The sequence below is a fragment of the Algibacter lectus genome (assembly GCF_004368925.1).
GTDB lineage: Bacteria > Bacteroidota > Bacteroidia > Flavobacteriales > Flavobacteriaceae > Algibacter > Algibacter lectus.
Genome location: NZ_SORL01000007.1, coordinates 1,837,731 through 1,863,136 on the forward strand (window position 1 = coordinate 1,837,731; position 25,406 = coordinate 1,863,136).

A 25,406-nucleotide genomic window follows, 5' to 3' on the forward strand; every position below is an offset into this window, starting at 1 on the left:
TGTTATAAATCTCAGAGCCATTACAGCTTACTAAATATTAAATTAATTTGGTAGCGGTTTTTTAAACCGTCATAGAAAACAGTTGTGTATCGGGCTGTTTACGTTGCAATAGTAAATCGAAAGCCATACAAATATTGCGTACAAATGGTTGTCCTTTATCGGTAACGGCAATACTATCTGTTTCTATTTTCAATAAGCCATCTTGCTCCATTTCTTTTAGCCTAATTAAAGCATCGGGCAATTCCGGAAAACGAAGAGTATCATTGGTCCAACTGGTTTTAAAACGACACATTAAATTAAGAATGTGTTGCCTAATTACCAAATCTTCTTCATTTAAAATATGACCTCTATAAACAGGTATTATATTATCTTCCAACAAATTATAATAGCTTTCTAGGCCTTTTACGTTTTGAGCAAACCCGTACCAACTATCACTAATAGATGACACACCTAAACCTATCATGGCTTGTGTTTTAGAGGCTGTGTAGCCCATAAAATTACGGTGTAAATCGCCATTTCCCATAGACTTAAAAAGGCTATCGGTTTTTAATGCAAAATGATCCATCCCAATTTCGTGATATCCTACTTCTGCTAATAATTGTTTACCTAACTCGTACTGTTTTCTTTTTAGTTCTGGCGCTGGTAAATCGTTATCATTAAAACCGCGTTGCCCATTTCCTTTTATCCATGGCACATGTGCGTAGCTATAAAAAGCCAATCGATCTGGCAATAATGCTTTTGTTTTTAATATGGTAGATTTTACATGGTCTATGGTTTGAAAAGGTAAACCAAAAATAATATCGTGACCAACAGAGGTGTACCCCACTTCTCTAGCCATCTCGGTAGCACGTTTAACATTTTCAAAGGGCTGAATACGATGAATGGCTTTTTGTACCGTTTCATTATAATCCTGCACTCCATAACTTACGCGTCTAAATCCAACATCAAAAAGTGCTTGTAAATGCTCGCGTGTTGTATTATTTGGGTGACCTTCAAAACTAAACTCATAATTATCGGCTAAAACCGATCTATTTAAAATACCATTTATTAATATTTTTAAATGCTCCGGACTAAAAAAAGTTGGTGTTCCGCCGCCTAAATGTAATTCCTTAATTATCGGTTTTTCATCAAACAATTCTAAATACAAATCCCACTCTTTTAAAACCGCATTTATATATGGTGACTCTACACTGTGTTGTTTTGTAATACGCTTATTACAACCACAAAATGTGCATAAACTTTCGCAAAAAGGTAGATGTATATATAGACTAATTCCTTCTTTAGAGTTACTTTCTTTAAAAGATTGTACTAATGATTCTTTCCATTTATTTAACGAAAATGTTTCATTATTCCAATACGGAACAGTTGGATAACTCGTGTATCGAGGACCAGAAATATTATATTTATCTACTAATGATGTGTTCATACCTAATAATTATAGTTCAAAATTAGAAGAATTAGGGTTCTAAAAATATGATATATATCATACCAAATCTTGCATGTCATTTATTATTGGCTTAACTTTCGACTAAATAAAAAAAGCATAACAAAATGAAAAAAATAAGTATTCTTTTCTTAGCAATGGCTGTAAGTTTAGCCTCTTGTAAAAACGAAAAAAAAGACAACACAACAACTGAAACAGTAACAACTGAAACGGCTGTACAATACGTAGTAAAGCCAGAAGCGACTTCAGTAAAATGGACCGCTTACAAAACCACAGAGAAAAAACCTGTTGGTGGAGAATTTAAAGTTTTAAGATTTGATGAAAAAACTGGAGCAACTCCAGAAGAAGCGTTAAACAACTTAAGCTTTTCTATCCCAGTAAGCAGTGTATTTACTAACGATGCAACAAACACACGTGATGCTAAAATTAAAACTTCATTTTTTGGAGCTATGCTAGACACTGAGCTGTTAACCGGTACAATTAAATATGCCAATGGTGCTTATTCTGCAGCGATTACCATGAATGGTGTTACTAGCGATTTACCTCTAGAGGTTAAAATTACAGAAGAACGCCGTGTAGTAATGACAGGTGTTATGGATTTAAAAGAATGGGACGCATTAGGAGCCTTAGAATCGTTAAACAAAGTATGTTTCGATTTACATAAAGGCTCAGATGGTGTTAGTAAAACTTGGGACGATGTCGCTATTGAAGTGAATACTTTTTTACGAGAAAACTAAACGTTACCCAAAAATAGCACTCAACTTTTAAAACCATTTATGGATTTAGACATTCTAGTCGAAAAATTTAAACAAAAAGACGAAAAGGCTTTTGAAAGTTTGTACGCCATGTATAGCGAAAGTATGCATGGCGTTATTTTTAATATTGTTAGAAACCACGATATTGCTGAAGAAATAATGCAAGATGTTTTTGTAAAAGCTTGGCATAAATCGGATACGTACTCTAGTAAAAAAGGCCGTTTCTTCACCTGGATTTTAAATATCGCCAGAAACGCGGCTATAGATAAAACGCGCTCCAAAAGTTTCAAGAACACCAAACAAAACCTTGACGCCTCTTTTTTCGTAGATATACTTGAAACTAGTGATAATCTAGATAATACCACGGATGCCATAGGTATAAAAAATTATGTAGGTAAACTTGCAAAAAAATGTATTGAAGTTATAGAACTTCTTTATTTTAAAGGTTACACACAAACCGAAGCTTCCGAAACATTAAACATGCCTATTGGCACAATTAAAACAAGAAATAGAAATTGTATAAAAGAGCTTAGAAATATGGTTTTAAATTAAAACCTTTTAAGTCTATATTTTAAACATTAGTTAAAATTAAAATGGATATTAACGCATACATAGAGTCTGGGATTTTAGAGCTATACGTAGCTGGTTCGCTTTCTGATAAAGAAAACGAGGAGATCTATGCACTTATGCAAAAACATCCCGAAATTTTACAAGAAGTTTTAAATATTGAAGCCGCCGTTATTAAACTTACCGCAGCTACAGCTCCAAAAAACAAAAACTATATATTAACGAGTATCAAAAAAACTTTAAATTTTAAAGGTAATAGCGATACTAAAGTTATATCGATTACTAAATACAACTGGATTACTTATACCGGTTGGGCAGCATCTGTTGTTTTGGCCGCTGGCCTATTATGGACCGTAAACCAGAACACTACTTTACAATCTAATCTAGAAGTTGCCAACGTAAAACAGGCCTTATTAGAAACTCAAATTGCAAATTCTAAAAACAGTTTAGAAGAAGCACAAACTCTAGTTTCCGTTTTACGAGACGATGCCATTACTAAAATACCTCTTGCTGGTCAAGGAAATTTTGCAAGCACTTACGCCAAGGTATATTGGGATAAAAAAGAACAACGTATTTTTCTAGACGCGCAAGGATTACCAGAACCTCCAGAAGGTAAAGTATATCAAGTTTGGTCTTTAAAACTTAGCCCTTTAACACCTACAAGCTTAGGTACTATTGACGATTTTGCTACGGATACCAACAAAATATTCGAGATTGCAAATGCCAATCAAAGTGAAGCTTTTGGTATAACCTTAGAGCCTGCTGGCGGAAGCGAAACCCCAACTATGGAGTTTTTATACACACTTGGTGTTGCGGCTAGTTAATTCATTTTAAAAACATTTCATCTTCTTATTTGTGTTTTCTATGACTAGGAAAAGGCACAGAAATGCTCTATTCTTTACGTCTATTGCGGTTTAGCTTATTTATTATTCACCTCACTCCTGTCTACCGTTAAATAATTTCCCAAAACCTAATTATTAAGCATAAAAAACACTTGACTATATTTCTATAATCAAGTGCTTTCACCTAAAAAACCAACAAAATCAATCACAAAATTCTTGGCTTAATCTTTATATTTTCAAATCACTACACTTCTTAAAATGTACTTTAATTAAAACCTATAACTCACAGTAAACTTACTAGAAAACGGTGTGCCTGGTGTAAAATGAATTTCTTCTACAGGTGCGGTTTCATTCTGTAAGCGTGAGGTTGTAGCAAATTGTGTTTCGTTCCATTCGGTATCAAAAAGATTCTCTATCGCGAAACCAAAAGTTAAATTATTGATGGTATAATTCACATTAAAATCGCTCACAAAATAACCTTCGGCAATAATACTATTATCTTCGTTTGCTGGTCTATCATCAATATATCTAAAATTTAATCCTCCAGAAAACCCTTTTAAATCGTTAACCGCAAGTCCGCCTGTTAAAGTAAAATCTGGAGCCAACGGAATATAATCTTCACCAGAAGCTTCATCTATACTACGCGCTTTTGTAAGTGTAGCATCGGTATTTAAAAACAACCAATTGTTTAATTGATATCTTACACCTAAATCTGCACCATAGCGCCTTGTTCTTCCGCTAGGCTCAACAATACCAGCATCGCCAACATACACAAACTCTTGTTCTAAAAACAAATACCATAAAGCAGAATTAACCACTAATTTTGGTGTTGGTTTCCAAATATTACCAAAATCAACGCCATAGGCTTTTGGCAAAACATTTTCACTAGCATTGGTTACAACAACGCGTGTATCATTAGAGTGAAAACCAATACCCGATTTTAAGTATAGCTGTAAGTTATCTTTTGCGTTATAAAAGAAATTTAACTTTGGCAACAACGCTGTTTTGGTTTCATCTAAAGCCGTGTAGTTTGTTTGTAGCTTATCATTATACATAAATTTAAAATGCTCTAAGCGTAAAGCCGGAGCAACAACAAGTTTTCCAAACTCGAATTCTGCGTTTACAAACATACTCGCGTTAGTTTGGTTTATATCACCCAACTGCACTTGCTCTAATGTTGTACTTCTATTTAACGTTTTAGACAACTCGGTATCGTTTGCAACATCATTTCTTAAACTTACACCTGCACTTAAAACTACAGGTGTTTCCCCTAAATAAGTATCATGAATTAAACGACTATTAAATCCAAAAATATCGCGATTTTCAGTTTGTTTTATTTGATCGCCATTTACAGGATCTTCTAAAAAGAATGTAAAATTAGAATACAGTTCGAATGCCGAATGTGTGTAAAGCATATTGGTTTTTAACCTTGTATCATCATTTATATACTTACTATATTCTATATTTAAATTGGTACGTTGCGTGTTACCACCTTCAGTATCATCGATAGCTCCAAATCTAGAAATATTTCCATTATCAACTTCACGCTGTGGTATTTGCCCAGAAGCATCCCAACGACTTTTAAAATGAGATAGCGTTAAACTTAATTTATTGTTTTGTGGAGAAATAACGGTGTACTTTCCAAATAGGTTGAGTCTATTAAAATTTTGAGGAGACTCAAACGGGCCATCATTTTCTAAATACTCAATGGCCATATAAGCATTCTCATTTTTAGAATCGCCCAACAAATCAAACATCCCAAGAGTTCTTAAAGAGTTAAACTGACCAATAGACAATGAAACCTGACTATCTTTTATATAATCTTTAGTAGAAAAATCTACATAACCTGCCGTGTTAAAATCACCTTTATTGGCATAATAACTTCCTTTACCAAAATCTATTTTGTTAACCGTTTCGGCTATTAAAAAGTGTAAATCACTGTAACCTTGCCCATGTGCATGAGACACCATATTTACTGGCATACCATCTACCGAAATGGCAACATCGGTTCCGTGATCGATATCAAAACCTCTTAAAAAAAGTTGTTCTGCTTTTCCGCCACCAGCGTGTTGACCAATAATTAAACCAGGTACTTTTCGTAATACTTCTTGCGAAGAGTTTACGGGATCGATACTTAAATCTAATCGAGAAATTGTGCTTAACGCATTTAATTGCTCATTTAGGTGTAGCTCTTCTAACTGAAATGTTTTCTCTTGTAAAGTAATCGTTATTCCAGAATTTAAAACCTTCTCTTCTAAAACCAAAACCTGATTTTTATAACCTAGAAGTCCAACTTTAAGTGAATCTCCTATTTTATTTTCATCTAAAACAAACATACCGTTTGCCGAAGAGTGCGCATGCGTTTCGGAATTTAAGTTATAAACATAAGCAGCTTCTAAAGGCTGATTATTTTCATCTATAATCACACCTTTTAAACGTTGTGAAAACCCTAAATTCACTAAAAACAAGACTAAAAATGTAGAAAAATATTTTCTATAATTCATATAAAACATTTAAATATTACGAATTTCATTGGCCATTAAAGGACCAAGTTCAAAAATACTACTATTCAATTCTTTTTTTAATTCCTCGGCTTTTTTTAACTTTCCGTTAACCTTATAAATGCACGCTAAATGGTATAATACATAAGGCTCCGACGTTTTCCCTATAACAAAATCTTCCATAACTGTTAAAGCTTTTTTAGTGTCTCCTAAATTAAAATAAGACCAAGCTAACAAATCGTAAGATTGTGGTGTTGGGCGATTTTCAATTTCGGTTAACGCTATTTCTAAAGCTTTGTTTTTCATATTAATATCTTCAGCAAATAAAAGCGCGTTATACTTATTATACATATCGCCATATTGCGTATTGCTTACTGCTTTTTTGTATAATTCTAACTGCTCTTTTTGCAGCTCAGCATCTTCTAGATATTCAGCAATATCGGCCTTCAATAAATAGTAATCTGGAGATAAATGAGTTCTAGTAGCATAATCTAAAATGCGCAACGCTTCCTTTGGGTTTTTCTCGTGAGAATACACAATCCATGCAATTCCTTTTTTAGAATAAGCATCTTGCGGATCAATTTCTAAAGCCATTAAATAGTGCTTATAAGCAGCTTCTATTTTTCCGGCGTGCCCGTAATAATCGGCTAAATTAGTATACACCCATTTTTTTGTAGATGGCATATTGGTATATTCCGCCTTGGTTTTAGCACGTTCCATATATTTGATGGCAGCATCTAAATCGCCACGAACATCCGACCATTTTGATAAACGAATGATATAATCGAAATCTTCAAAATTTTTAAAAGTTTCTAAATAACTTTTCGCAGCTTCAAAATCTCCTAATTCTAGGTTAACATCGAAAAGCATTTTTTGAGTACTTTCTAAATGTTCCCCATTATTTTCTGCTTTTTTAAGTAAGCCTAAAGCTTCTTTAAAACGGTGTTGCGAAATATAATTTCTTGCTAAAGCACGTAAATAGCCTGTGCTAGTATAGTTTACAGCCTCGTTCGCTTTTATTAAACTTTCTTCGGCCTCTAAAAGAGATTCAATATTACCCGTAACTCCAAATATTTGAGATTGTGAGGCAGATACCTTTGATAAATAAGGAAATTGATTCGGTTGTTTTTCTAGTTTTTGTTTCCAAAAATTTAAATCGGCCTGAGCCAATGCTAATGCTTTATAAGTTGTGTTTTCTAAAAAAACATTATAATCTTTAGAGTTGGTAATTTTATTATCGGCATTATTACAACTTACAAAACAAGCTGCTAATAATACAAACGCCAGTTGATGAGTGATTTTCATGATTTTAGATTTTAGTGTGATTTTTTTGTGATTCGTTTTTAGGTTGAAAAAACAAAGAGGCTGTTTAAAAAAATAAATAAACAACCTCTAAATAAGCTTCTACCAAGGAGAAGCTAGGTAAGGAAATGAAGGCAAAAAGTCTTTATCATTAGCACTTACATTATCATTAGAAAATTGAGGGTTTTCAGTAAAATCTTCACCACCAAAAATTAATAATAACTCTACAGTAATAACATCATCGGTTAAATTACGACCTGTTAAAACATTAGTACCATCATAAAAAGTTGTTGTTCCGTCTAAGGATACATTTAAAACATCGGTTGCCAGTAAACCTGTAAAGGTTGCAGCATCTTGTTGTAATGCATTTTTATCGCCAGCGTTAGCAAAAGCAGGACTTAACCCTTCTAAATTTGCTTGAAACATACTTTGGAATGCAGCATTTTGTTCTGAAGGAATAGTAACATTGAAATCATCTTTACTAGATCCAGAAACAAATACAGTATTTACTGCAGGTCTTCCCATTTGATCTTGTTGCATAAATGTTCCCGAAAAATCAGGCTCCATATTTTCTACAATATTGTTATCATCGTCCGATGAGCAATTAAATGCTAAAAATGATAATGCAAATGCGACACTTATATTTTTTATAGTTTTCATACTTAATAATTTTAATTAGTTATTTTTTATTTCTTTTTAGATTCTACCCAAGTGTTAATAGTTCCCGAACCACCAATCATACTTTTTGGCACTTCTACTACTATAGACATAACATTACTACCTGCAAATGTATCGGCTCCTGGATCGTTAAAACCATCGGCAGTACCAGCAATAATTGCAGAGTATTGTGCAAAATCCATAAAAAATGGATCGTCACGTGGGCCAGCGAAAAACGTCATACCCATTGCATTAGTTTCTGTTACGGCAGCTTCACCATATGTTGTAATATCTACCCAACCTGTATTCGTTGCTGTAGTTGCAATGGTACTGTTAAGTCCTGTTTGCGATGGTGCAACGGGTCCAAAAAAGTACATTTTTCCGTCTCTCGGAATGGCTTGAATTACCATGTCTTCAATATTGTCACCATCGGTATCAATATTAATTTCAACTAAAACACTTTCATCAAATGCAGCATCGGCCGTTGCGCTTGGGCTAATTAAACCTTGTACGTTGGCTACAAACACCAAGTTATTTGTGTTTTCAGCTTGAAAGGCATAAAAATCTGTGATATCACTTGTTCCGCCTTGCACAGCAGGTGCATCGATATGATCTGCCGCTAAAATGAAGACACTAGCCGCAGCTACTACTCCAATTCCTAATACTCTTTTTAAGTTTTTCATGATTTTGAATTTTTGTTAATCTGTTAATTTTTGAATTCACGCATACCTACGAAGAAACAACAAGAGTGGTTTTGTTAAAATTATGTTAAAGCGAAAAACCGCCTAAATATTGGATATAAAATTTATCTTTGTGCCTTATTAAAAATGATAGAAGAATGAACCCATCGGCTTCTGGTTGGATAAATAAATTGCTTACAGATGTTAGTAAAAAGGATGCGCTATTTAATATAGACAAAGAATCTTTTTATGAAGCATTGCGCGATTCTGGGTTTATCTACGGAAGTAATTTAGAAGTTGTAGAACATACTTTTGAAAATAAAGACCTTACGGAAGAAGAACTTTGTAAAACCAATTTATGCCTAGCATTTTTATACACGCACAAAACATCGAACTCTAAAGCCGAATTTGTAGATAGTGTTATTGGGTTTTATTCTACTATAAAGGAATCTAAAAATTCTTTTTTCCAAGGTTTATTAGGTGGTAAAAAATCGAGCGAGCAACTCGAAAAAATAATTCACAAACGCGTTCAAATAGACGCTAATGTTTTAACAAAAAACTTCAACTACTTTGTTATTAACGCGCTATTATATATAGATGTATTGGCGTACCAAGGTTATTTAAAAAACGAAACCATTTCAATTGAATATTTAAAAAATTTAGAAGCTGCCATTACCTCTATTTCTTTAGAAGTTTTGAATGCCAAAGCCTCTAAAAACAAATATGATGAAAGTTTAATTAAATTGTTTGAATCATCTTTACGCTACCAAAACGACACGCATATAGATTATAAAGCAGCCGTTGCCATGGTAAAAACTTCTAAGGAAGCCTACTATATTTTAGACATTGCTTGCATGGCCTCTTGGAGTGATGCTATTATAGACGAGAAAGAATATCAATTTTTAGTAAAACTAGGTCAAGATTTAAGATTGAATAGTGAACGTATTCAACAATCCATCCAAAGTGTAAACACCTTTTACACAGCCAACAAAGGCAACATTGCGCTTTTAAGCTCTAAAAATATTGTACACAGTTTTTACGATAATTCTAGTAAAATGGTTTACAAACTTATTACTAGAAATAGTAAACGCTTGTACCAAGAACTAAAGGATAGTAAGGAACTTATGGTTCTACTTACCCAATCTACGGTTAGAGATTTAACTAAAGAAGAACAGAAAAAAGTAACCGATCAATTATTAGATATTTTTAAATCTATACCTAGCTTAGCGATTTTCCTTTTGCCAGGCGGAGCCATTTTACTACCCTTAGTTATTAAATTTATTCCAAAATTATTACCTTCTGCTTTCGATGAAAATAGAATAAAGAAATAATAGATTTACCTTCTTCTTGTATATATTTTTTTTGAATTACGTAGGCTAAATAGTATTTTTAGACCAATTCCTTAGTCTATCACAGAAAAACATCTGTTCTTTTAGAACTATTTTATTTTTTTCAGTTAGATTTACGAATACTAACATTCTAATCACATAAAATTTGAAGACATCATATACAATTGAGGAAATTAACGATGCATTACAAGGCGAATTAATTGGCCATACTACGCAAAAAATTAATGGACCTGAACAATTACAAAACGCGAATAATAACCATATCACTTTCGTTGGAAGCGTTAAATACGTAAAGTTTTGGGTCGACTCAAAAGCATGTGCTGCTGTTGTAAATGATAATTTAAAAATTGAAGCCGGAGATAATCGCGCTATTATTAAAGTGAAAAATGCCGATTTAGCAATGGCTAAAATACTGGAACTTTTTAATCAGCCAGCTCCCGTATTCGATACCGATATTCACCCAACAGCAGTTATACACGAAACTGCAAAAATTGGTAACGGATGTAAAATTGGAGCCAATTGCTACGTTGGTAAAGATGTAGAATTGGGTAACGAAGTTATACTATACCCTAATGTTTGTGTTTTTGATGAAACCATTATTGGTGATAAAACTATAGTTTGGTCGGGTACCGTAATTCGCGAACGTTGTATTATTGGTAGTAACTGTATTTTCCATACTAATGTAAGTATTGGTGCCGATGGTTTTGGATACAGACCAAGTAACGATGGTAGAGGCTTAGTTAAAATACCACAAATAGGAAATGTAATTATTGGTCATTTTGTTGAAATTGGAGCAAACTCTTGTGTAGATAGAGCCAAATTCAGCTCGACCATTATTGGCGACGGGTGTAAAATTGATAATCTAGTACAGGTGGCTCACAATAGTGTTATGGGACGATCTTGTATTATGGCTGGACATAGCGGACTCGCTGGTTCGGTTACACTTGGAGATGGTGTTATTATTGGGGGAAGCGCTTCTATTAAAGACCATACCAACATTGATTCGGGAGCAACCGTAGGTGCTGGATCTGGTGTAATGAACGATGTAAAAGCCGGACAAACCGTTTTAGGTTATCCTGCGCAAGACGCTCGAGATATGCTAAAACAATGGGTTGCTATGCGTAGATTGGTTAAGAAATAAAATTTTATTTATACAAAAGGTTTACTTTATTTGAAATTTTTGAATGGAGTGAACCTTTTTGTTTTATATAATTTATTATCGATAGTAACGAAATAGAAAATCTAATTCTGATTTGAATAATTTACTTCTGTTAATTTCATGTTGTCTACAAACTAATTTGATAGGTAATTACAATAAATAAATTAGGTTCCCAACTCCAACAACTCCTGTTAAACAGCCTAAAATAAAATCCATTCTAATTGCTATAAAAGTAAGTTTATGTTCAATTCTGCTCGCTACTGTGGCATACACGGCGTATAATGTAAATGAGCCCGCCGTAGAACCTATAGAGAAATATAAACTATTAAGAAGTGAGTATTCGAAATACTCTAAACCTATTAGCAAAGAAATAGACGTGAAGTAAAACGGAATGGCAAAAGTATTTAATAAAGACATACCAATACCGTGTAAGTAAGCTTTAGACTTATCGATTTCTTGTTTTTTAATTTGCTTTTTTGAAGTAAAATATAACCTAAAAAAGTTTGCAGATAGCAAGATAAGAATACCTGTACCAACTTTTTGTATCAGGGTTATATATTCTGAATTCGCCATTAAAACGCTTGAAAGATATGCGCCTATATTAGCTTGAAAAAACAATACCGTAGCAAAACCACCAATGAGATAAAAAGCAGATTTCCGTCCACTTTTCAAACTAAACTTAACAACTGTAAGATTTAAAAAACTAGGTACAATACTACCGGAAGCAGCAATAAGAAATCCAAAAAGTAAGCAGGTTAAAAAAGTCATAATTTATATCTAGCCACAAATAAACGGCTTAATCCATCAATATGTTACTACGTTTAATCTTTAAATTAACCCGAAACGATTCAACTAAGCCTTTTTTAATCAAATGGAAAGTTTAAAAATATAGTAACTTAGCCTTCTTTAACCTAGGGGTCTATTTTAGAATAAGCAAAAACGACATTACACGTATTATGAAAATAGTATTAAAAGTACTCGGTATTATATTTGGTGTTTTATTCATTTTTGGAGCTATTGTGCAATACAACGACCCAGACCCTATATTATGGATTATTATTTATACCATTGCTTCTATTGCTAGTTTTGGTTATGCCGCTAACAAAACACCTAAAATGGTTCTACTTGTTCTTGGCACTTTATTCCTAATCGGTTTTTTCTCAGCCTACCCAGAAACTTTTGAAGGTTTTGAAATAGGTAAAGGAGATATAAAAAATGTAGAAGAAGCACGAGAAGCTTACGGGTTATTGCTAATGGCAATTGTTATGTTTTTGTTTGGTGGTTTTTCTTTTTTAGGGAAGAAGTGAATTAAGTTCTTTTTTATTATTAAGTAAAAGGCATTGCAACACAAACAGTAATTCCTTTTCTTTAAAAAATAGAATACTTTTACAAAAAACTAAATCATCATTTTATGGCATTTACTATTGCTTTCATATTATTAGTGGCTTTCGCTCTCTATACTCTTTATGCGACCAAAAAGAAAAAAGCTGAAAAATTTCCCGCTAATTGGCATAACAAAATCATGCGACATGTTAATTTTTATAAAGGTTTATCTACCACTGAACAAAAACGATTCCAGCAGCGGATTATGGTATTTTTAAGTGAAGTAAATATTGAAAGTGTAGGTTTCAACCTTGAAGATCTCGATAAAATATTAATTGCATGTAGCGCTGTTATTCCTGTTTTTAATTTCGAGGAATGGCATTACAAAAATTTAAGTACGGTTTTGGTTTATCCAGATCATTTTAACGAAAATTTAGGTTTTGCTCAAACCGATGAAAACCGACAAATTGCAGGTATGGTTGGTACGGGACAATTTGAACATCAAATGATTTTATCACGAAAAGCACTGCATGGTGGCTTTCAAAAAAAATCTCATATTCACAATACAGGTATTCATGAGTTTGTACATTTAATAGACAAACTAGATGGCTTAACAGATGGCGTACCAGAAACATTAATACAGCAACCCTACGTTATACCTTGGTTAAAAATTATCCATAAAGAAATGGAGGATATAAATAACAATAAATCTGATATTAGAAATTATGGAGGTACCAATGAAGCCGAATTTTTAGCTGTAGCTTCCGAATATTTTTTTGAACAACCTGAAAAGATGAAGAAAAAACATCCAGACTTATATCAAATGCTTGAAGTTTGCTTTCGTGTAAAAGATAGTTCTAAAAGGTAAAAGAGGATTTAAATTATCACTAGAAAATTCCCTACTAAATTAAAGTGTTTTTTCTTACTTATTAAGCGTTGAATTTTTAAATTTGAATATTACATTGCTAAAACCTTAGCAAACATCATGAAAAAAGTAATTTGTTTTCTATTAACAATTTCATCTTTGTTTTATTCCTGTAAGGAAAAAACAAAGAAAAGCACTTATATAAAAAAGAAAGTCATAGATAGCGCTATAGTTTACACACCAAAAAGTAAACTTGAAAATGAATATCTTAATTTTAATTCTCCAGAAGCTATAAATCGAATAGCAGACATAGAAAACGAATATTTTAATGACTATAGGTTAAACTCAAGTAAATACTATGGCACACAATGGTATTACTCAGTAGGTTTAAGTAAGGATTTACTAGACTCTATAAATGTTTTTCAAAAATATGCTTTAGAAAAAAATGATATTAAGCTAGATAGTATGCACTGCACTATATTTGCTGTAAAAGCTTTAGAAGCTGGGTTTGGAAAGGAATTTAAAACTATTGAAAAACATCATACCAAAATATGGGCTAACCGCGAACATGCTGGCTGGAGCTTAGGATATATTTTAACTAAATTCTACAACTGGAAAGCCTACCTTTTTATCTCAAAAAACTCTAATGAATATGATGCCTGTTTAAAGAATTACAAAAAGGATAAAAAATACCATGTTTGGAAACAACCCAACATTCCTTTAACGGGTATTTTTGATGTTGATGATGATAAAGACGACATTAATAATCTTCTAAATCTAAATGAGTTTGGCTGGGGTTTTAGCAATCAGGGATGGCACACTTGGATAACCCGGTTTAACTATTTAAAAGAATGTAATTGGCTTGGAGCTCCTTCTGAAAAACACAACTTAAGCAAGAGCACGCCTCTATTTTTAAAAACTAAATTCACCGATTACCATGATTATAATTCTCATGTAATAATTTTTCCTCCTAAAAAAAACGAAACATTTATAAACGAATAACAGATATAGAAACAGCATAAAATCAATTTTAACCTGTAGACATATTTCAGAACAAAACATTATGAAAAACTTAATTTTAATATTATTAATTGGATTTTTTAGTTGTAAACCTGACACCAAAAAAAACATTAGTTATACAGCTCAAAATAATATAAAGATTATAAAATCTGACACGATAAAATTCACAAATGGATTTGATTTCCCTGTAGGAAAACCAGATGCAAAAAAATATTATAATGCTCAAAAATTTGGAGAAAACGAACATTTAGGAGATGATTGGAATGGAGTTGGAGGAGGAAACACCGATTTAGGCGATCCGATATATGCTATAGCAAATGGATATGTCTCTAATGCTGAAAATGTTTATGGAGGTTGGGGAAACGTTATTAGAATAGTACATTATATTGACAATGAAAATCAAATTGAATCTCTATATGCACATTGTGATGAAATAATTATTAAAAAAGGAGATTACATAGAAAAAGGGCAAAAAATTGGAACAATAGGAAATAATAATGGGCAATATCTTGCTCACTTACATTTAGAATTAAGAAGCCAAGTTGGACTTCCAATAGGTGGCGGATATTCTTTTGATACCGAAGGGTATTTAGACCCTACTGAGTATATAAAAAACCACAGAAATTAACAACGTGCAAATCCATAGCGCGACTTAAGGCTAATTTAAAAGCAAAACATGTAAATTTGGCCAAGTAAGAATTTAAAAGGCTGAGCTTACCTTCTGCCCTACAAGCAAAAAAAAAGAACATTACCTGTTAGCCAAAAAAGAATCTAGATGCCAATAGAAAACATACCCGAACTCTACATTAAGGACAAAACAGAAAGTCCTGATTTATTTGTTTACGACTTTAAAATGACCACAGATGTTGTTAAAAGTAAGGTGAATTTAGGCATGAATATGTTTAGTTTTCTTCAAGTAGGAAAAAAACAAGTGCATTTTGCAGGAACATCGGTTGCAGTAAATAAAGACCAATCATTATTACTGAAAAAAGGAAATTGGCTTTGGACAGAATTATTAGACACAGAAGCTATTTATTACTGTAAACTCTTTTTCTTTTCTGAAGAGAAACTAACCGATTTTTTAAGCAAATACACAAACGACGTTAAACCGTATAAAGAAGATGTACCCTATTTTGTAATTGAAAACGACGCATATATAGCTTCTTTTATTAGTTCGTTAGCATCACATACATTCGAAAACCACAATTTTAGCGATGCATTATTAGCTTTAAAGTTTGAAGAAATTTTATTGTACTTATTAAATAAATATGGTGATACCTTTGAGTATTACTTACATTCTCTAATTTCTAAAGATGTTTCACCATTTAAAAACATAGTAGAAAACAATGTGCATTCTAATTTAAAGTTAGAAGAAATTGCCTTTCTCTGCAATATGAGTTTATCTACTTTTAAACGTCATTTTACAAACGAATACAACCAAGCACCAGGAAAATGGTTGCAAGATAAACGTCTACAAAAAGCCAAAGAATTGTTACAAGGAGGTGAACTAAAAGCATCCGATATTTACTTAGAAATTGGCTATAACAACCTGTCTAACTTTAGCGTAGCCTTTAAAAAAAAGTTCGGAATTAGCCCAACAGATATTTCAAGCTAGAAAAACAATACATAACATATTGATTTACAAAACACTAAAAAACACATCAAACTATTTCTTTTTGATAACAAACAACATTGACCTTTTTTCATAAGTTATTGAGCCGTTTCAATAAATAGAAAGGTAATAACCCAACATACATTTGTACCATAATTAAACAACGCTTGTTTTTGCAAGCACTATTAATAATTAAAAATTATAATTATGGCAAATGTAACAAAACCAGTATTTAAAGAAAGATACGGTAACTTTATTGGCGGTAAATTCGTGGATCCTGTAAAAGGTCAATATTTCGATAACGTTTCTCCAGTAGATGGTAAAGTATTTACGCAAGCAGCACGCTCAACACAAGAAGATATAGATTTAGCGTTAGATGCAGCACACGAAGCATTCCCGTCTTGGAGTACATCTTCAGCAACAGAACGTAGTAATGCGTTATTGAAAATTGCACAAGTAATGGAAGATAACTTCGAGTACTTAGCAACTTTAGAAACTATAGATAACGGAAAACCAATTCGCGAATCTCGTGCAGCAGATATCCCTTATTGTATCGATCACTTTCGTTATTTCGCAGGTGTAATTCGTGCAGACGAAGGTAGTATTTCAGAACACGACAAAAACACAGTAAGCATTGTATTGCACGAGCCTGTTGGTGTTGTTGGAGAAATTATTCCTTGGAATTTTCCAATGTTAATGTTAGCATGGAAAATTGCTCCAGCTTTAGCCGCAGGTTGTACAGCTGTTGTAAAACCAGCAGAGCAAACACCTACTAGTGTTATTGCATTAATGGAACTTATTGGTGATATTTTACCAGCAGGTGTATTAAACATTGTAACTGGTTTTGGCGCAGAAGCTGGTGCTGCTTTAGCAACATCTAAACGTATTGCAAAACTATCTTTTACAGGTTCTACAGAAACTGGGCGTAAAGTTTTACACAATGCTGCCGAAAACATTATTCCTGTAACTATGGAATTAGGTGGTAAATCTCCAAACGTATTTTTTCCATCTGTAGCAGATCATGACGACGATTTCTTTAGTAAAGCTATTGAAGGTGCATTAATGTTCTCTTTAAACCAGGGTGAAATTTGTACTGCTCCATCACGTATTTTAGTACATGAGGATATTGCAGACATTTTTATCGAAAAAATGAAAGTGCGTTTAAAAGCAATTAAAACAGGAAACCCATTAGATCCAGAAACAATGATTGGTTCTCAAGTTTCTAAGCCACAATACGACAAAATTCTTGACTATATTAAAATAGGAAAAGATGAAGGTGCAGAAGTTGTTGCAGGTGGTGATGCTGGTAATTATGAAGGTGAACTTTCTGAAGGATACTACATTCAACCTACAGTTTTAAAAGGAAATAATAAGATGCGTATTTTCCAAGAAGAAATTTTTGGCCCAGTTGTAGCTTTAACAACATTTAGCTCTACGGAAGAAGCTATTGCTATTGCAAACGATACGCCTTACGGTTTAGGTGCTGGTGTTTGGTCTAGAGATGCACACGAATTATACCAAGTACCTCGCGCAATACAAGCTGGTAGAGTTTGGGTAAACCAATACCATACTTATCCTGCACATGCTCCTTTTGGTGGTGTTAAAGAATCTGGATTTGGTCGTGAAAACCATAAAATGGCTTTAGATCATTACCGTGTTGTAAAAAACATGTTAATATCTTACGACAAGAAACCTATGGGATTCTTTTAATTAAAACCCATTAAATTAAGTAATAATAAAGCCTTGGATAATCCAGGGCTTTGTTGTTTTTATCTAAATTTCAATAACCCGTTATACAACAATAGTTACTCCATATACTCTTGCCATTTTATTAAAATATATTTTTCTACATTATTTTCTTTCTTTTTTAGAAAACCAAATTCATAAACAAATAGATAAACATCATGTTTTTTGTTTTTCCAGTAATGGGTAAAATATTTTGGATTAAATCCTAATTCGAGAACAACTTTTGCTCGCACAGTTGCTTTACCCGATTTATTAAAGTTTTTAAGAATTTTTCTATTAAGCTTCAACTGGTTGTCTACTTTATTATAGAACCTTGGAGCTTCATCTAAAGATTTCCGGTAGTGATATGAGCTTTTGCAATGTAAATCGCAATAAATTTTATCTGATCGTCCTATCAGCTCTTTTCCGCAGGCTAAACACTCATTATTTTTTAATTTCATATTAACTTAAACGAAGATTACACGAATACTATTCGTTTAAGATACGACTAAATTATTTTATATAAATATCTTGTTTTAAAATTACTGATATGCTAAATAAACATATAACATTAAAACATCTTTTTATTAAAGAAAAACAATGTATTGGCTTACAATTTAATGCAGATAAAGTTATTCAAGCTCTAATTAAAGAGTTACCTAACCCAAAATGGAGTAAAGAGTTTAATATGGTATATATTATAAATAACAAATCTAATATCAATTTGGTTTTTGAGAAATTTGAAGGTGTTGCCTGGGTTAATTGCAACTATTTTTTTAAAGACAAAAAACTAAATAGTGATAACAAAAATACAGATGTATCTTGGTTTAGAAATCGACCTATTAAAAAACACTTTAGAGCATGTCCTGATGAGTTTTTACAGAAATTAGAGTTGAAAAAATATTCTAATAGCACGGTAAAAAACTACGTGCATAGCTTTGAGAAATTTATCAACTACTATAAAGAAAGAGAATTATTTAGCATTAACGAAAATGATATCCGAATCTATCTTAAAAAGTTAGTTAATGAAGATAGATCAAATTCATATATAAATATGTCGATTAACGCTATTAAATTCTATTATGAAATGGTTTTAGGAATGCCTAATCGGTTTTACTCCATTGAAAGACCTAGAAAAGAATCTAAACTACCAAAAGTACTATCAAAGGAAGAAATAATTGCAATAATTAACTTAACTAATAATATAAAACATAAATGCATTATAAGCTTATTGTACTCTTCTGGTTTGCGCAGAAATGAACTTTTACAATTAAAAATAAAAGACATTGATAGTAAACGAATGGTTATTAGAGTTGAACAAGCTAAAGGAAATAAAGACCGATATACTGTACTGAACAAAAGTGTTCTAGAAGATTTGAGAAAGTATTTTAAAATTTACAGACCTAAAACCTACTTATTTGAAAGCCCTATTTCGGGTAATCCATACAGTAGCTCTAGCGTGTTACAAATTGTTGTGAAATCTGCCAAGAATGCTGGTATTAAACAAAGAGTTACTCCGCATATGTTAAGACATAGTTTTGCTACTCACTTACTAGAAAGTGGCACCGATATTCGTTACATTCAACTACTACTGGGGCATAATTCGACTAAAACAACAGAAATTTACACACATGTTGCTACGAGTTCCTTTACAGAAATTAAAGATTTACTATCTTAGTGCGCATATAATAGATATATAGTTAGTACTAACTATATACAATTGTTACATGTCATTTAAAACCAAATATCTATGAAAAATTTAACATTATTAGCATTATTTATGCTAACATTAGTAAGCTGTAAAGAAACCGAGAAAAAAACTGAATTAAAACAAGAAATTGTAAAGGAACAAAAAATTGAAAATTCTTTAACAAAAGAAGAAAAAATCTATATTATAAACAGATTTAATGAATTCAAAGAAATTAAATTAGAACTTAATAACACTAATAAAAATAGCATTGGGAAACTAAATAAGAAAATAAATGATTTAGAAAACTTTCCAAATTGGTTTTCTAAAAATACGCAGGAAATTAGACACCTTAGATTACTCAAAACTTTTTTAAATGATTTAGGAAACGGAATTGCCATAAATAATAAACAATTAATAGAAATAGCTAAAAACGATTTTGATAAGTATTCTAGTGAATTAGAAAATCTATTGAATAATAATTAGAATATCTATCTTAATGTCACATGTTAAAAATCAACATATCGTCCCAAGATTTATTTTAAAAAACTTCAGTAATCAAAATCAAACTCACATATGGAGTTTTGACAAAAATGCTGTTGACAAAAGATGGAAAAGCAAGAAAAATAGAGCTATCAAAAACACGCCTACTGATATATATATCTATGATTATATACCTGGAAGTTCAAAAAAAAGCATTGAATATCAATTAGGTAAGTTAGAAACAAAAACTGAACCTGTAATCACAAAATTGCTTAAAAGCCGTAAAATCAAGAATTTATCAGTTTTAGATAAAGATATTTTAAGTGAATTTATCGCTTTTCAAATTTTAAGAACCCAAAAAAGTTATCTAAATATAAAGCGTTTTTTAAATGAATTTTATAGCCCAATTGAAAACCTATTTAACATAAAAGAAAGACCAAACTCTAAATATTTCTGGTTAGATATATTAAAAGATGCTGATAAATATAAAGATAGCTTATTGAACAAAACATGGATTTTAGCAGAATCTAATGAACAGTTCTATACTTCCGACAATCCAATTGTTTTGCAAAACACCACAAACTATAGAGAAGAAAGAGGTAATCTTGGCTTAAATAGTATAGGAATTGAAATCTACTTTCCTTTAAGTTGTTCTCTTCTTTTATGTCTATTTTGCCAGACTACAGTTTCAAAAAAAGCATCTAATTTAATTTGTAATGAAGAAATAATTGAGAATCTAAATTACTTACAATACAAACATGCAAATAGATTTATTTTTTCAAAAGATGAAAATTTTGATATGATTGAGAAAATAATTAAAAACGCCATGTAACACCGTATATAATTTATTGCTAGTTCTAACTTACTTACGAAAATCCTCGCGGATTTTCTATTTGGTTTTTATTTGCTAAATTAGGTGCTTAAACCACGCAACAAACCATATACAAACACGTTGGCAACAAGTAAAACTATAAAGAATTGATATAAGGGAAAATAAATGGCTTCAAAAAAAAAGATAAATATTGAAAAAAATCAATTTAATCAAAAGAAAATCAATCATATATTTCATTATACAAATAATTTTGAAGTCATTCTAAAAATATTAAATAATGGATTTATTCCTTCATATTGTGAAGAAAAAATAAATGACATAGAATATTATATACCAATGGTTAGTTTTTGTAATATACCACTAAGAGATGTTGACCTATATATGCGTTATGGAAAGCATGGTATTGGAATGAGTTTAAATTGGGCGTTAAAAAACTCTATTTCACCTGTTATTTATATACATGAAAACACACCTTTTAGGGATTTCAATAAAAACATTAATCTTATTTTTTTAAATAATATGATGAAACAGTTGTTTAATAATCAACCATTTTCGAACCTAGAGAATAATTTCAATGAGAATATAGAAGGACATACCGAGAATTCAAAGAAAATTTCAACTGTAAACATTTCTTTAATACAATTCTTTAAAAATTGGAAAACATACTATAAAGAAAACGAAATAATAACATATCAAGAAAGGGAATGGAGATTTATTCCAGAACTAGAAAATGAAAAAAAAATATTTAATAAGTATGATAATGAATTTAACCAAATTAAAAATAATGAATTTCGAGAAAAACCTCATTTACCGAAATACTCTGTTAAACTTAACGACATTAATGATATTCGATATATTATAATTAATAATGAAAATCAAAGAAATATATTGTTAAATGTATTGAACAAAAAGTTCGGTTCTGATAAGGTTATAGACTCTATACTTAGTGGGAATCTAATGATAATAAACGATAAATTTATTCACGATGATTTTTAAAACAACCTATTGCCAACAATGTGTATAATTAATGCGGGGTTTGTTGCTTAATCCAAAGTTTTGTGTATTTTTATAAAGTCCGCCAAATCTTTTGATTTGGCTTTAGAACAAGAAAAATTAAAACAAAATAAAAAGTTTTGGCTAAGTGCTAAACTGAAAGTCTTGGGACTTTCTATTTCCGCACTAACCATACACGAAACGTTAGGCACAAGTAACCCACGAATGAAAATTCAGTAAAAAAATGTACCTTTGCATTTAGTAAAAAACACTAGAAAGATTCTTGACAATTGAACATAACATATCACGAATAGATTATCTTCTAAAGTTATACAGAATAACTTTGAAAGAGTTGTTGGAAAAAATCAGCGAAGGGCTGAAAAATCCAATAACTAAGGATGACTTATACTCTAGTGAAATTAAAATTAGTCATTTAAAGAAAATTGATAAGGTTTTCAACAAAGGTCTTGAGTACTACATTAATCCTCGACCAATTTCAGAAAACAAAGATGCTAGTATTTTTTTCAGAAAAGATAAATTCAATTCTGACTTAAATATTGGAGCAAAAAAAATCGTAAATCAATTTGAGGATTTAAAAAATTCATTAACTGCAATATCTAAACTTTCTGACATACAATTTGAGAGAAAAATTCCAATTTTCTCAATAAAAGATAGTCCTAGAAAAGTAGCACAAGAAATTAGAGATTTATTATATCCTAACGAGTTTTCGCCAATTTTAAGAGACTTCTTAAAAGAACTTATCTCAAAATTTGCAGAAAACAATATAATGGTATTTGAGTTTGTAGAAACTTGGAATAAAAAAGATACTGCAAATATTAATGGATTTTATCTAAACCCAAATGTGATTGTTTTAAAACGACAACAAAAATCATTTAGAAGAGAAATCTTTACTTTAATTCACGAATTAGGTCATTATTTACTTAATGAAGAAGAAATTGAAGAAGTTGATGTTAAATCAATATCTCAAAAAGATTTAAGTAAAATAGAAAATTGGTGTAATGAATTTTCTTATTTCTTTTTAGTTGGTAATTATGCAAACACTATTGAAGGTCTAAATAAAGTAGATTCATCAAATGATTATCATTTTGATTTTATTCAAAGGATTTCAAAAGAAACGAACTTAAGCACATTAGCTTTATATACAAGATTGTTGTACTCTAAAAAGATTTCTTATAAAGATTATAACAATGTCAAAAATGAACTTGAAGAACTTTATAGAAAAAAAATAGAGGAAGAAAACAAAAAAAAGGAATTAGATAAAATTTCAGGAATAAAAAAAGGTGGTTCAGTCCCTAAACCTATTAACTCACCACTATTTGTAAACACATTACAAACAGCATTATATGGAGGAGTTATAAATGAATATGACTTTTGTAAAAAACTAAATATTAAACCTGAAAAAATTGATAAATATATCTAATGAGATTTATAATTGATACAAGCACTTGGGTTTCATTAGTTAGATACTACAAACCTTTTGATAATAATTCTGTAATCTATGATTTTTTCAAACAAAAAATTAGAGATGGAGAATTTATCTTATTATCAGAAGTATCATTAGAATGTTCTTATGTTTCAAAAAAAATAGTTCCAAAAGAACTGGACTTTATAATTGACAAAAAATTTATTACAAAAACAGCAAGTTTACTTCCAACTAGGAAGTTTTATAACTTATTAGATAATCAGTTTTGTAATCAATTCCAAAAAAGATTATTATCAGAAACAGATATTGAATCTTTAACAAATGATTTTCTAAAATCAGCTGATGCAAAAATAATTCTTAAATCTATCGAAATCTCAAAAACTTTAGATAATCAAATCACAGTTGTAACTGAGGAAACAAGTTCTAATAATGACAATAAATTATTTAAAAAAATCCCTTCGATTTGCAAAGAAATAAATGTTGAATGTATTGGACTACCTAAATTAATAGAGTTATTCAATAAAGAAATCAATATTCGAATTAAAAATACCAGTGCCTAACACCGTATATAATTTATTGCTGGCTTCTCGCCTACTTACGAAAGTCCTCGCGGACTTTATTGGTCGGTAATTATTTACTAAATTAGTTGCTTAAACCACGCAACAAATCATATACAAACACGTTGGCATTCATAGCTCACTCTGCTCTAAAAAGGAATTAAACCGATCTTAAAAGTGCTTTAAAAAGATTGTGCAACTGACTTTTAACAAATCAAAACGCAAAGTGTACGTACGACTGACATCACTCTTGCGCGAAATATTCGGACTTTTTACAAACACAACGCAACTGTTGCGAACGACTGACTTAAAACGTGCTCAACTTTGTGGTTTAAAACTAAAAACTTTACCTACAAAAAAACTACGCATGCCAACATTGTATAAAAATAATGCTTAGTTTAGTACCTAATCAAGAGTAAATGCGCGTTTGCTTGCTTATGATTTTCCTTCGGAAAATCCACGCACACAAACTACTCACTATTCTTATACGTAACCGTTGTACGTAATTTGACCAAACAATGAAAATTTTAGTTTCGACATTATTTATTTTTCTATTTTATTCGTGTAACGGACAAACTGTTTATGAAATAAATAAAGCGGAATTAGAGAATTGTCATACTTGCAAACCGAAAGAAAAAAATGCAAATCCAAATCCTGAATGGATAGAAACAGACTTAACTCGTTTCAGAGAAATGGTAAATCCAATAGCTGACTTAAAACCGAGTGTAATTGATTTTTTGACTATATATCCTTCGCTCTTATCTGGAAAAGGCAATGCTTCGAGTAAAACAATTGAATTGTTGGACGAATTAAAATTGATTTCTCACGATTTTTATGGTGGTTATACGAGTTTTAACTTAAAAATACTGACTTACAATGACCTAATAATCTATTCGAGGTTGGATACAGAAGTTGAGGAAAACGTATTCGAAAATATTTATCTAAAAGAAATTTCTATTCCTTTGACTTGTAGTGGAGCGAATATGGAATACTATAAGCTTTACAATCAAAACCTATCTGAATATCAAAAAAAATATCCAAATTTCACATTGGAAATTGATACTGACGAATACAATACTGACGCTCTAAACGCATATTACAATCTAAATCAAGTTGAGTGGAATATGGACACATATCACGTTGATGATGATTTTGTTCATTTTGCAAACACATTTTTTAAAACACTTTTGGAAAACAAAGAATACGATATTATCAAAAAGTTGATTTTTGGAATAAATCCAGTTTCGAGAATTTATGCATATTCAGCTTTGGAAAGAGCAGAAAAAGATGGTTATAAAATTAATATAGAAACTAAAAAGCAAATGGAAATAGTAAAGAAAAGCGGATTGAAATTCAAAAGCGGAATTTTAAGTTGTTGGATTGGCAAATTCGATTATGATTATTACGATTTTTCCATTGAAACGAAAGAAAATTAAAAAACTACGTACAACAAAGTACTGTGCTAAAAAACAAGTAAAATCTTATTAATTTTTCACTAGCGTACTTTTATATTCCTTGTCAAATATTAAACCCGATTTTGCGATAGCAAAAGCTTGTTTTAGTAACTTATTACATACCGCTATTAATGCTAATTTTTTACTCTTTCCTT

General features: G+C 31.2%; 25 protein-coding genes and 1 pseudogene. 18 read left to right on the top strand and 8 right to left on the bottom strand.

The window, feature by feature from the left end; translation table 11 throughout:
- Positions 1-61: 61 nt before the first annotated feature.
- A complete protein-coding gene (gene hemN / locus DFQ06_RS08345; RefSeq protein ID WP_133967118.1) occupies positions 62-1,426 on the bottom strand; it encodes an oxygen-independent coproporphyrinogen III oxidase in 1,365 nt (454 codons plus the stop codon).
- Between the two features lie 125 nt (positions 1,427-1,551).
- Here hemN and DFQ06_RS08350 point away from each other — a divergent pair, with 125 nt between their 5' ends.
- Genes DFQ06_RS08350 through DFQ06_RS08360 form a run of 3 tightly spaced genes read left to right on the top strand, consistent with a single transcriptional unit; the run spans position 1,552 to position 3,590 of the window.
- On the top strand, positions 1,552-2,181 hold the full coding sequence (locus tag DFQ06_RS08350) for a YceI family protein (RefSeq protein ID WP_042506538.1): 630 nt from the start codon (positions 1,552-1,554) through the stop codon (positions 2,179-2,181).
- 39 nt (positions 2,182-2,220) lie between these two features.
- Positions 2,221-2,751 (top strand): RNA polymerase sigma factor, encoded by a 531-nt coding sequence (locus DFQ06_RS08355; protein ID WP_042506540.1) that lies wholly within the window; start codon positions 2,221-2,223, stop codon positions 2,749-2,751.
- A gap of 41 nt (positions 2,752-2,792) precedes the next feature.
- Positions 2,793-3,590: an anti-sigma factor gene (locus tag DFQ06_RS08360; protein WP_042506541.1), complete on the top strand. Its 798-nt coding sequence runs from the start codon at positions 2,793-2,795 to the stop codon at positions 3,588-3,590.
- Positions 3,591-3,877: 287 nt separating this feature from the next.
- On the opposite strand, the gene DFQ06_RS08365 is transcribed toward DFQ06_RS08360, so the two are convergent.
- The 4 genes from DFQ06_RS08365 to DFQ06_RS19605 form a co-directional block, all read right to left on the bottom strand.
- Positions 3,878-6,112, bottom strand: coding sequence for a TonB-dependent receptor (locus DFQ06_RS08365; RefSeq protein ID WP_133967120.1), 2,235 nt, complete (start codon positions 6,110-6,112; stop codon positions 3,878-3,880).
- 9 nt (positions 6,113-6,121) lie between these two features.
- Entirely contained in the window at positions 6,122-7,414 is a 1,293-nt protein-coding gene (locus DFQ06_RS08370; RefSeq protein ID WP_133967122.1) for a tetratricopeptide repeat protein, read from the bottom strand.
- Positions 7,415-7,513: 99 nt separating this feature from the next.
- Positions 7,514-8,071 (bottom strand): DUF4331 family protein, encoded by a 558-nt coding sequence (locus DFQ06_RS19600; RefSeq protein ID WP_042500134.1) that lies wholly within the window; start codon positions 8,069-8,071, stop codon positions 7,514-7,516.
- A gap of 26 nt (positions 8,072-8,097) precedes the next feature.
- Positions 8,098-8,751, bottom strand: coding sequence for a DUF4331 family protein (locus DFQ06_RS19605; RefSeq protein WP_074938377.1), 654 nt, complete (start codon positions 8,749-8,751; stop codon positions 8,098-8,100).
- Positions 8,752-8,906: 155 nt separating this feature from the next.
- Here DFQ06_RS19605 and DFQ06_RS08385 point away from each other — a divergent pair, with 155 nt between their 5' ends.
- Both DFQ06_RS08385 and lpxD read left to right on the top strand, forming a co-directional pair.
- Positions 8,907-10,079: an LETM1-related biofilm-associated protein gene (locus DFQ06_RS08385; RefSeq protein ID WP_133967124.1), complete on the top strand. Its 1,173-nt coding sequence runs from the start codon at positions 8,907-8,909 to the stop codon at positions 10,077-10,079.
- Between the two features lie 163 nt (positions 10,080-10,242).
- On the top strand, positions 10,243-11,238 hold the full coding sequence (lpxD, locus tag DFQ06_RS08390) for a UDP-3-O-(3-hydroxymyristoyl)glucosamine N-acyltransferase (protein WP_133967126.1): 996 nt from the start codon (positions 10,243-10,245) through the stop codon (positions 11,236-11,238).
- A gap of 168 nt (positions 11,239-11,406) precedes the next feature.
- Here the strand turns inward: lpxD and DFQ06_RS08395 are convergent, their stop codons facing one another.
- Entirely contained in the window at positions 11,407-12,024 is a 618-nt protein-coding gene (locus tag DFQ06_RS08395; protein WP_042500127.1) for a LysE family translocator, read from the bottom strand.
- Between the two features lie 188 nt (positions 12,025-12,212).
- On the opposite strand from DFQ06_RS08395, the gene DFQ06_RS08400 reads away from it, so the two are divergent.
- From DFQ06_RS08400 to DFQ06_RS08425, 6 genes are all read left to right on the top strand, one after another.
- Entirely contained in the window at positions 12,213-12,563 is a 351-nt protein-coding gene (locus tag DFQ06_RS08400) for a transmembrane 220 family protein (protein WP_133967128.1), read from the top strand.
- A gap of 104 nt (positions 12,564-12,667) precedes the next feature.
- Entirely contained in the window at positions 12,668-13,447 is a 780-nt protein-coding gene (locus DFQ06_RS08405) for a M90 family metallopeptidase (RefSeq protein ID WP_042500114.1), read from the top strand.
- Between the two features lie 117 nt (positions 13,448-13,564).
- The gene (locus tag DFQ06_RS08410) at positions 13,565-14,446 is read left to right on the top strand and encodes a hypothetical protein (protein ID WP_133967130.1); all 882 of its coding nucleotides are present in this window, start codon (positions 13,565-13,567) and stop codon (positions 14,444-14,446) included.
- Positions 14,447-14,507: 61 nt separating this feature from the next.
- A complete protein-coding gene (locus DFQ06_RS08415) occupies positions 14,508-15,092 on the top strand; it encodes a M23 family metallopeptidase (RefSeq protein ID WP_133967132.1) in 585 nt (194 codons plus the stop codon).
- A gap of 147 nt (positions 15,093-15,239) precedes the next feature.
- Complete coding sequence (locus tag DFQ06_RS08420; protein WP_133967134.1) at positions 15,240-16,079, top strand: helix-turn-helix domain-containing protein; 840 nt, start codon at positions 15,240-15,242, stop codon at positions 16,077-16,079.
- A gap of 204 nt (positions 16,080-16,283) precedes the next feature.
- Positions 16,284-17,786 carry an aldehyde dehydrogenase family protein gene (locus DFQ06_RS08425; protein WP_133967136.1) on the top strand — a complete coding sequence of 501 codons (1,503 nt, stop codon included), beginning with the start codon at positions 16,284-16,286 and terminating at the stop codon, positions 17,784-17,786.
- A 95-nt stretch (positions 17,787-17,881) separates the two neighbouring features.
- On the opposite strand, the gene DFQ06_RS08430 is transcribed toward DFQ06_RS08425, so the two are convergent.
- Positions 17,882-18,262, bottom strand: coding sequence for a hypothetical protein (locus DFQ06_RS08430; RefSeq protein WP_042506571.1), 381 nt, complete (start codon positions 18,260-18,262; stop codon positions 17,882-17,884).
- Between the two features lie 89 nt (positions 18,263-18,351).
- On the opposite strand from DFQ06_RS08430, the gene xerA reads away from it, so the two are divergent.
- From xerA to DFQ06_RS08465, 7 genes are all read left to right on the top strand, one after another.
- Complete coding sequence (gene xerA, locus DFQ06_RS08435) at positions 18,352-19,479, top strand: site-specific tyrosine recombinase/integron integrase (protein ID WP_074938405.1); 1,128 nt, start codon at positions 18,352-18,354, stop codon at positions 19,477-19,479.
- 72 nt (positions 19,480-19,551) lie between these two features.
- The gene (locus DFQ06_RS08440) at positions 19,552-19,974 is read left to right on the top strand and encodes a hypothetical protein (RefSeq protein ID WP_133967138.1); all 423 of its coding nucleotides are present in this window, start codon (positions 19,552-19,554) and stop codon (positions 19,972-19,974) included.
- Positions 19,975-19,987: 13 nt separating this feature from the next.
- Positions 19,988-20,803 carry a DUF4238 domain-containing protein gene (locus tag DFQ06_RS08445; protein ID WP_133967140.1) on the top strand — a complete coding sequence of 272 codons (816 nt, stop codon included), beginning with the start codon at positions 19,988-19,990 and terminating at the stop codon, positions 20,801-20,803.
- A gap of 165 nt (positions 20,804-20,968) precedes the next feature.
- Positions 20,969-21,799 (top strand): abortive infection system antitoxin AbiGi family protein, encoded by an 831-nt coding sequence (locus DFQ06_RS08450; RefSeq protein WP_133967142.1) that lies wholly within the window; start codon positions 20,969-20,971, stop codon positions 21,797-21,799.
- Between the two features lie 340 nt (positions 21,800-22,139).
- A complete protein-coding gene (locus DFQ06_RS08455) occupies positions 22,140-23,237 on the top strand; it encodes an ImmA/IrrE family metallo-endopeptidase (RefSeq protein WP_235833508.1) in 1,098 nt (365 codons plus the stop codon).
- Positions 23,237-23,800: a DUF4411 family protein gene (locus tag DFQ06_RS08460; protein ID WP_133967146.1), complete on the top strand. Its 564-nt coding sequence runs from the start codon at positions 23,237-23,239 to the stop codon at positions 23,798-23,800. Before DFQ06_RS08455 ends, DFQ06_RS08460 begins: the two co-directional genes overlap by 1 nt.
- Positions 23,801-24,315: 515 nt before the next feature.
- Positions 24,316-25,233, top strand: a complete 918-nt coding sequence (locus DFQ06_RS08465; protein ID WP_133967148.1) for a hypothetical protein — start codon at positions 24,316-24,318, stop codon at positions 25,231-25,233.
- A gap of 48 nt (positions 25,234-25,281) precedes the next feature.
- Here DFQ06_RS08465 and DFQ06_RS19555 read toward each other — a convergent pair.
- Positions 25,282-25,406: pseudogene (locus tag DFQ06_RS19555) on the bottom strand (IS110 family transposase); the annotation flags it as partial.

Coding starts and splice junctions, on each gene's coding strand:
- hemN (WP_133967118.1), bottom strand. CDS start 1,426: ATGAACACATCATTAGTAGATAAATATAATATTTCTGGTCCTCGATAC.
- DFQ06_RS08350 (WP_042506538.1), top strand. CDS start 1,552: ATGAAAAAAATAAGTATTCTTTTCTTAGCAATGGCTGTAAGTTTAGCC.
- DFQ06_RS08355 (WP_042506540.1), top strand. CDS start 2,221: ATGGATTTAGACATTCTAGTCGAAAAATTTAAACAAAAAGACGAAAAG.
- DFQ06_RS08360 (WP_042506541.1), top strand. CDS start 2,793: ATGGATATTAACGCATACATAGAGTCTGGGATTTTAGAGCTATACGTA.
- DFQ06_RS08365 (WP_133967120.1), bottom strand. CDS start 6,112: ATGAATTATAGAAAATATTTTTCTACATTTTTAGTCTTGTTTTTAGTG.
- DFQ06_RS08370 (WP_133967122.1), bottom strand. CDS start 7,414: ATGAAAATCACTCATCAACTGGCGTTTGTATTATTAGCAGCTTGTTTT.
- DFQ06_RS19600 (WP_042500134.1), bottom strand. CDS start 8,071: ATGAAAACTATAAAAAATATAAGTGTCGCATTTGCATTATCATTTTTA.
- DFQ06_RS19605 (WP_074938377.1), bottom strand. CDS start 8,751: ATGAAAAACTTAAAAAGAGTATTAGGAATTGGAGTAGTAGCTGCGGCT.
- DFQ06_RS08385 (WP_133967124.1), top strand. CDS start 8,907: ATGAACCCATCGGCTTCTGGTTGGATAAATAAATTGCTTACAGATGTT.
- DFQ06_RS08395 (WP_042500127.1), bottom strand. CDS start 12,024: ATGACTTTTTTAACCTGCTTACTTTTTGGATTTCTTATTGCTGCTTCC.
- DFQ06_RS08400 (WP_133967128.1), top strand. CDS start 12,213: ATGAAAATAGTATTAAAAGTACTCGGTATTATATTTGGTGTTTTATTC.
- DFQ06_RS08405 (WP_042500114.1), top strand. CDS start 12,668: ATGGCATTTACTATTGCTTTCATATTATTAGTGGCTTTCGCTCTCTAT.
- DFQ06_RS08410 (WP_133967130.1), top strand. CDS start 13,565: ATGAAAAAAGTAATTTGTTTTCTATTAACAATTTCATCTTTGTTTTAT.
- DFQ06_RS08415 (WP_133967132.1), top strand. CDS start 14,508: ATGAAAAACTTAATTTTAATATTATTAATTGGATTTTTTAGTTGTAAA.
- DFQ06_RS08420 (WP_133967134.1), top strand. CDS start 15,240: ATGCCAATAGAAAACATACCCGAACTCTACATTAAGGACAAAACAGAA.
- DFQ06_RS08425 (WP_133967136.1), top strand. CDS start 16,284: ATGGCAAATGTAACAAAACCAGTATTTAAAGAAAGATACGGTAACTTT.
- DFQ06_RS08430 (WP_042506571.1), bottom strand. CDS start 18,262: ATGAAATTAAAAAATAATGAGTGTTTAGCCTGCGGAAAAGAGCTGATA.
- xerA (WP_074938405.1), top strand. CDS start 18,352: ATGCTAAATAAACATATAACATTAAAACATCTTTTTATTAAAGAAAAA.
- DFQ06_RS08440 (WP_133967138.1), top strand. CDS start 19,552: ATGAAAAATTTAACATTATTAGCATTATTTATGCTAACATTAGTAAGC.
- DFQ06_RS08445 (WP_133967140.1), top strand. CDS start 19,988: ATGTCACATGTTAAAAATCAACATATCGTCCCAAGATTTATTTTAAAA.
- DFQ06_RS08450 (WP_133967142.1), top strand. CDS start 20,969: ATGGCTTCAAAAAAAAAGATAAATATTGAAAAAAATCAATTTAATCAA.
- DFQ06_RS08460 (WP_133967146.1), top strand. CDS start 23,237: ATGAGATTTATAATTGATACAAGCACTTGGGTTTCATTAGTTAGATAC.
- DFQ06_RS08465 (WP_133967148.1), top strand. CDS start 24,316: ATGAAAATTTTAGTTTCGACATTATTTATTTTTCTATTTTATTCGTGT.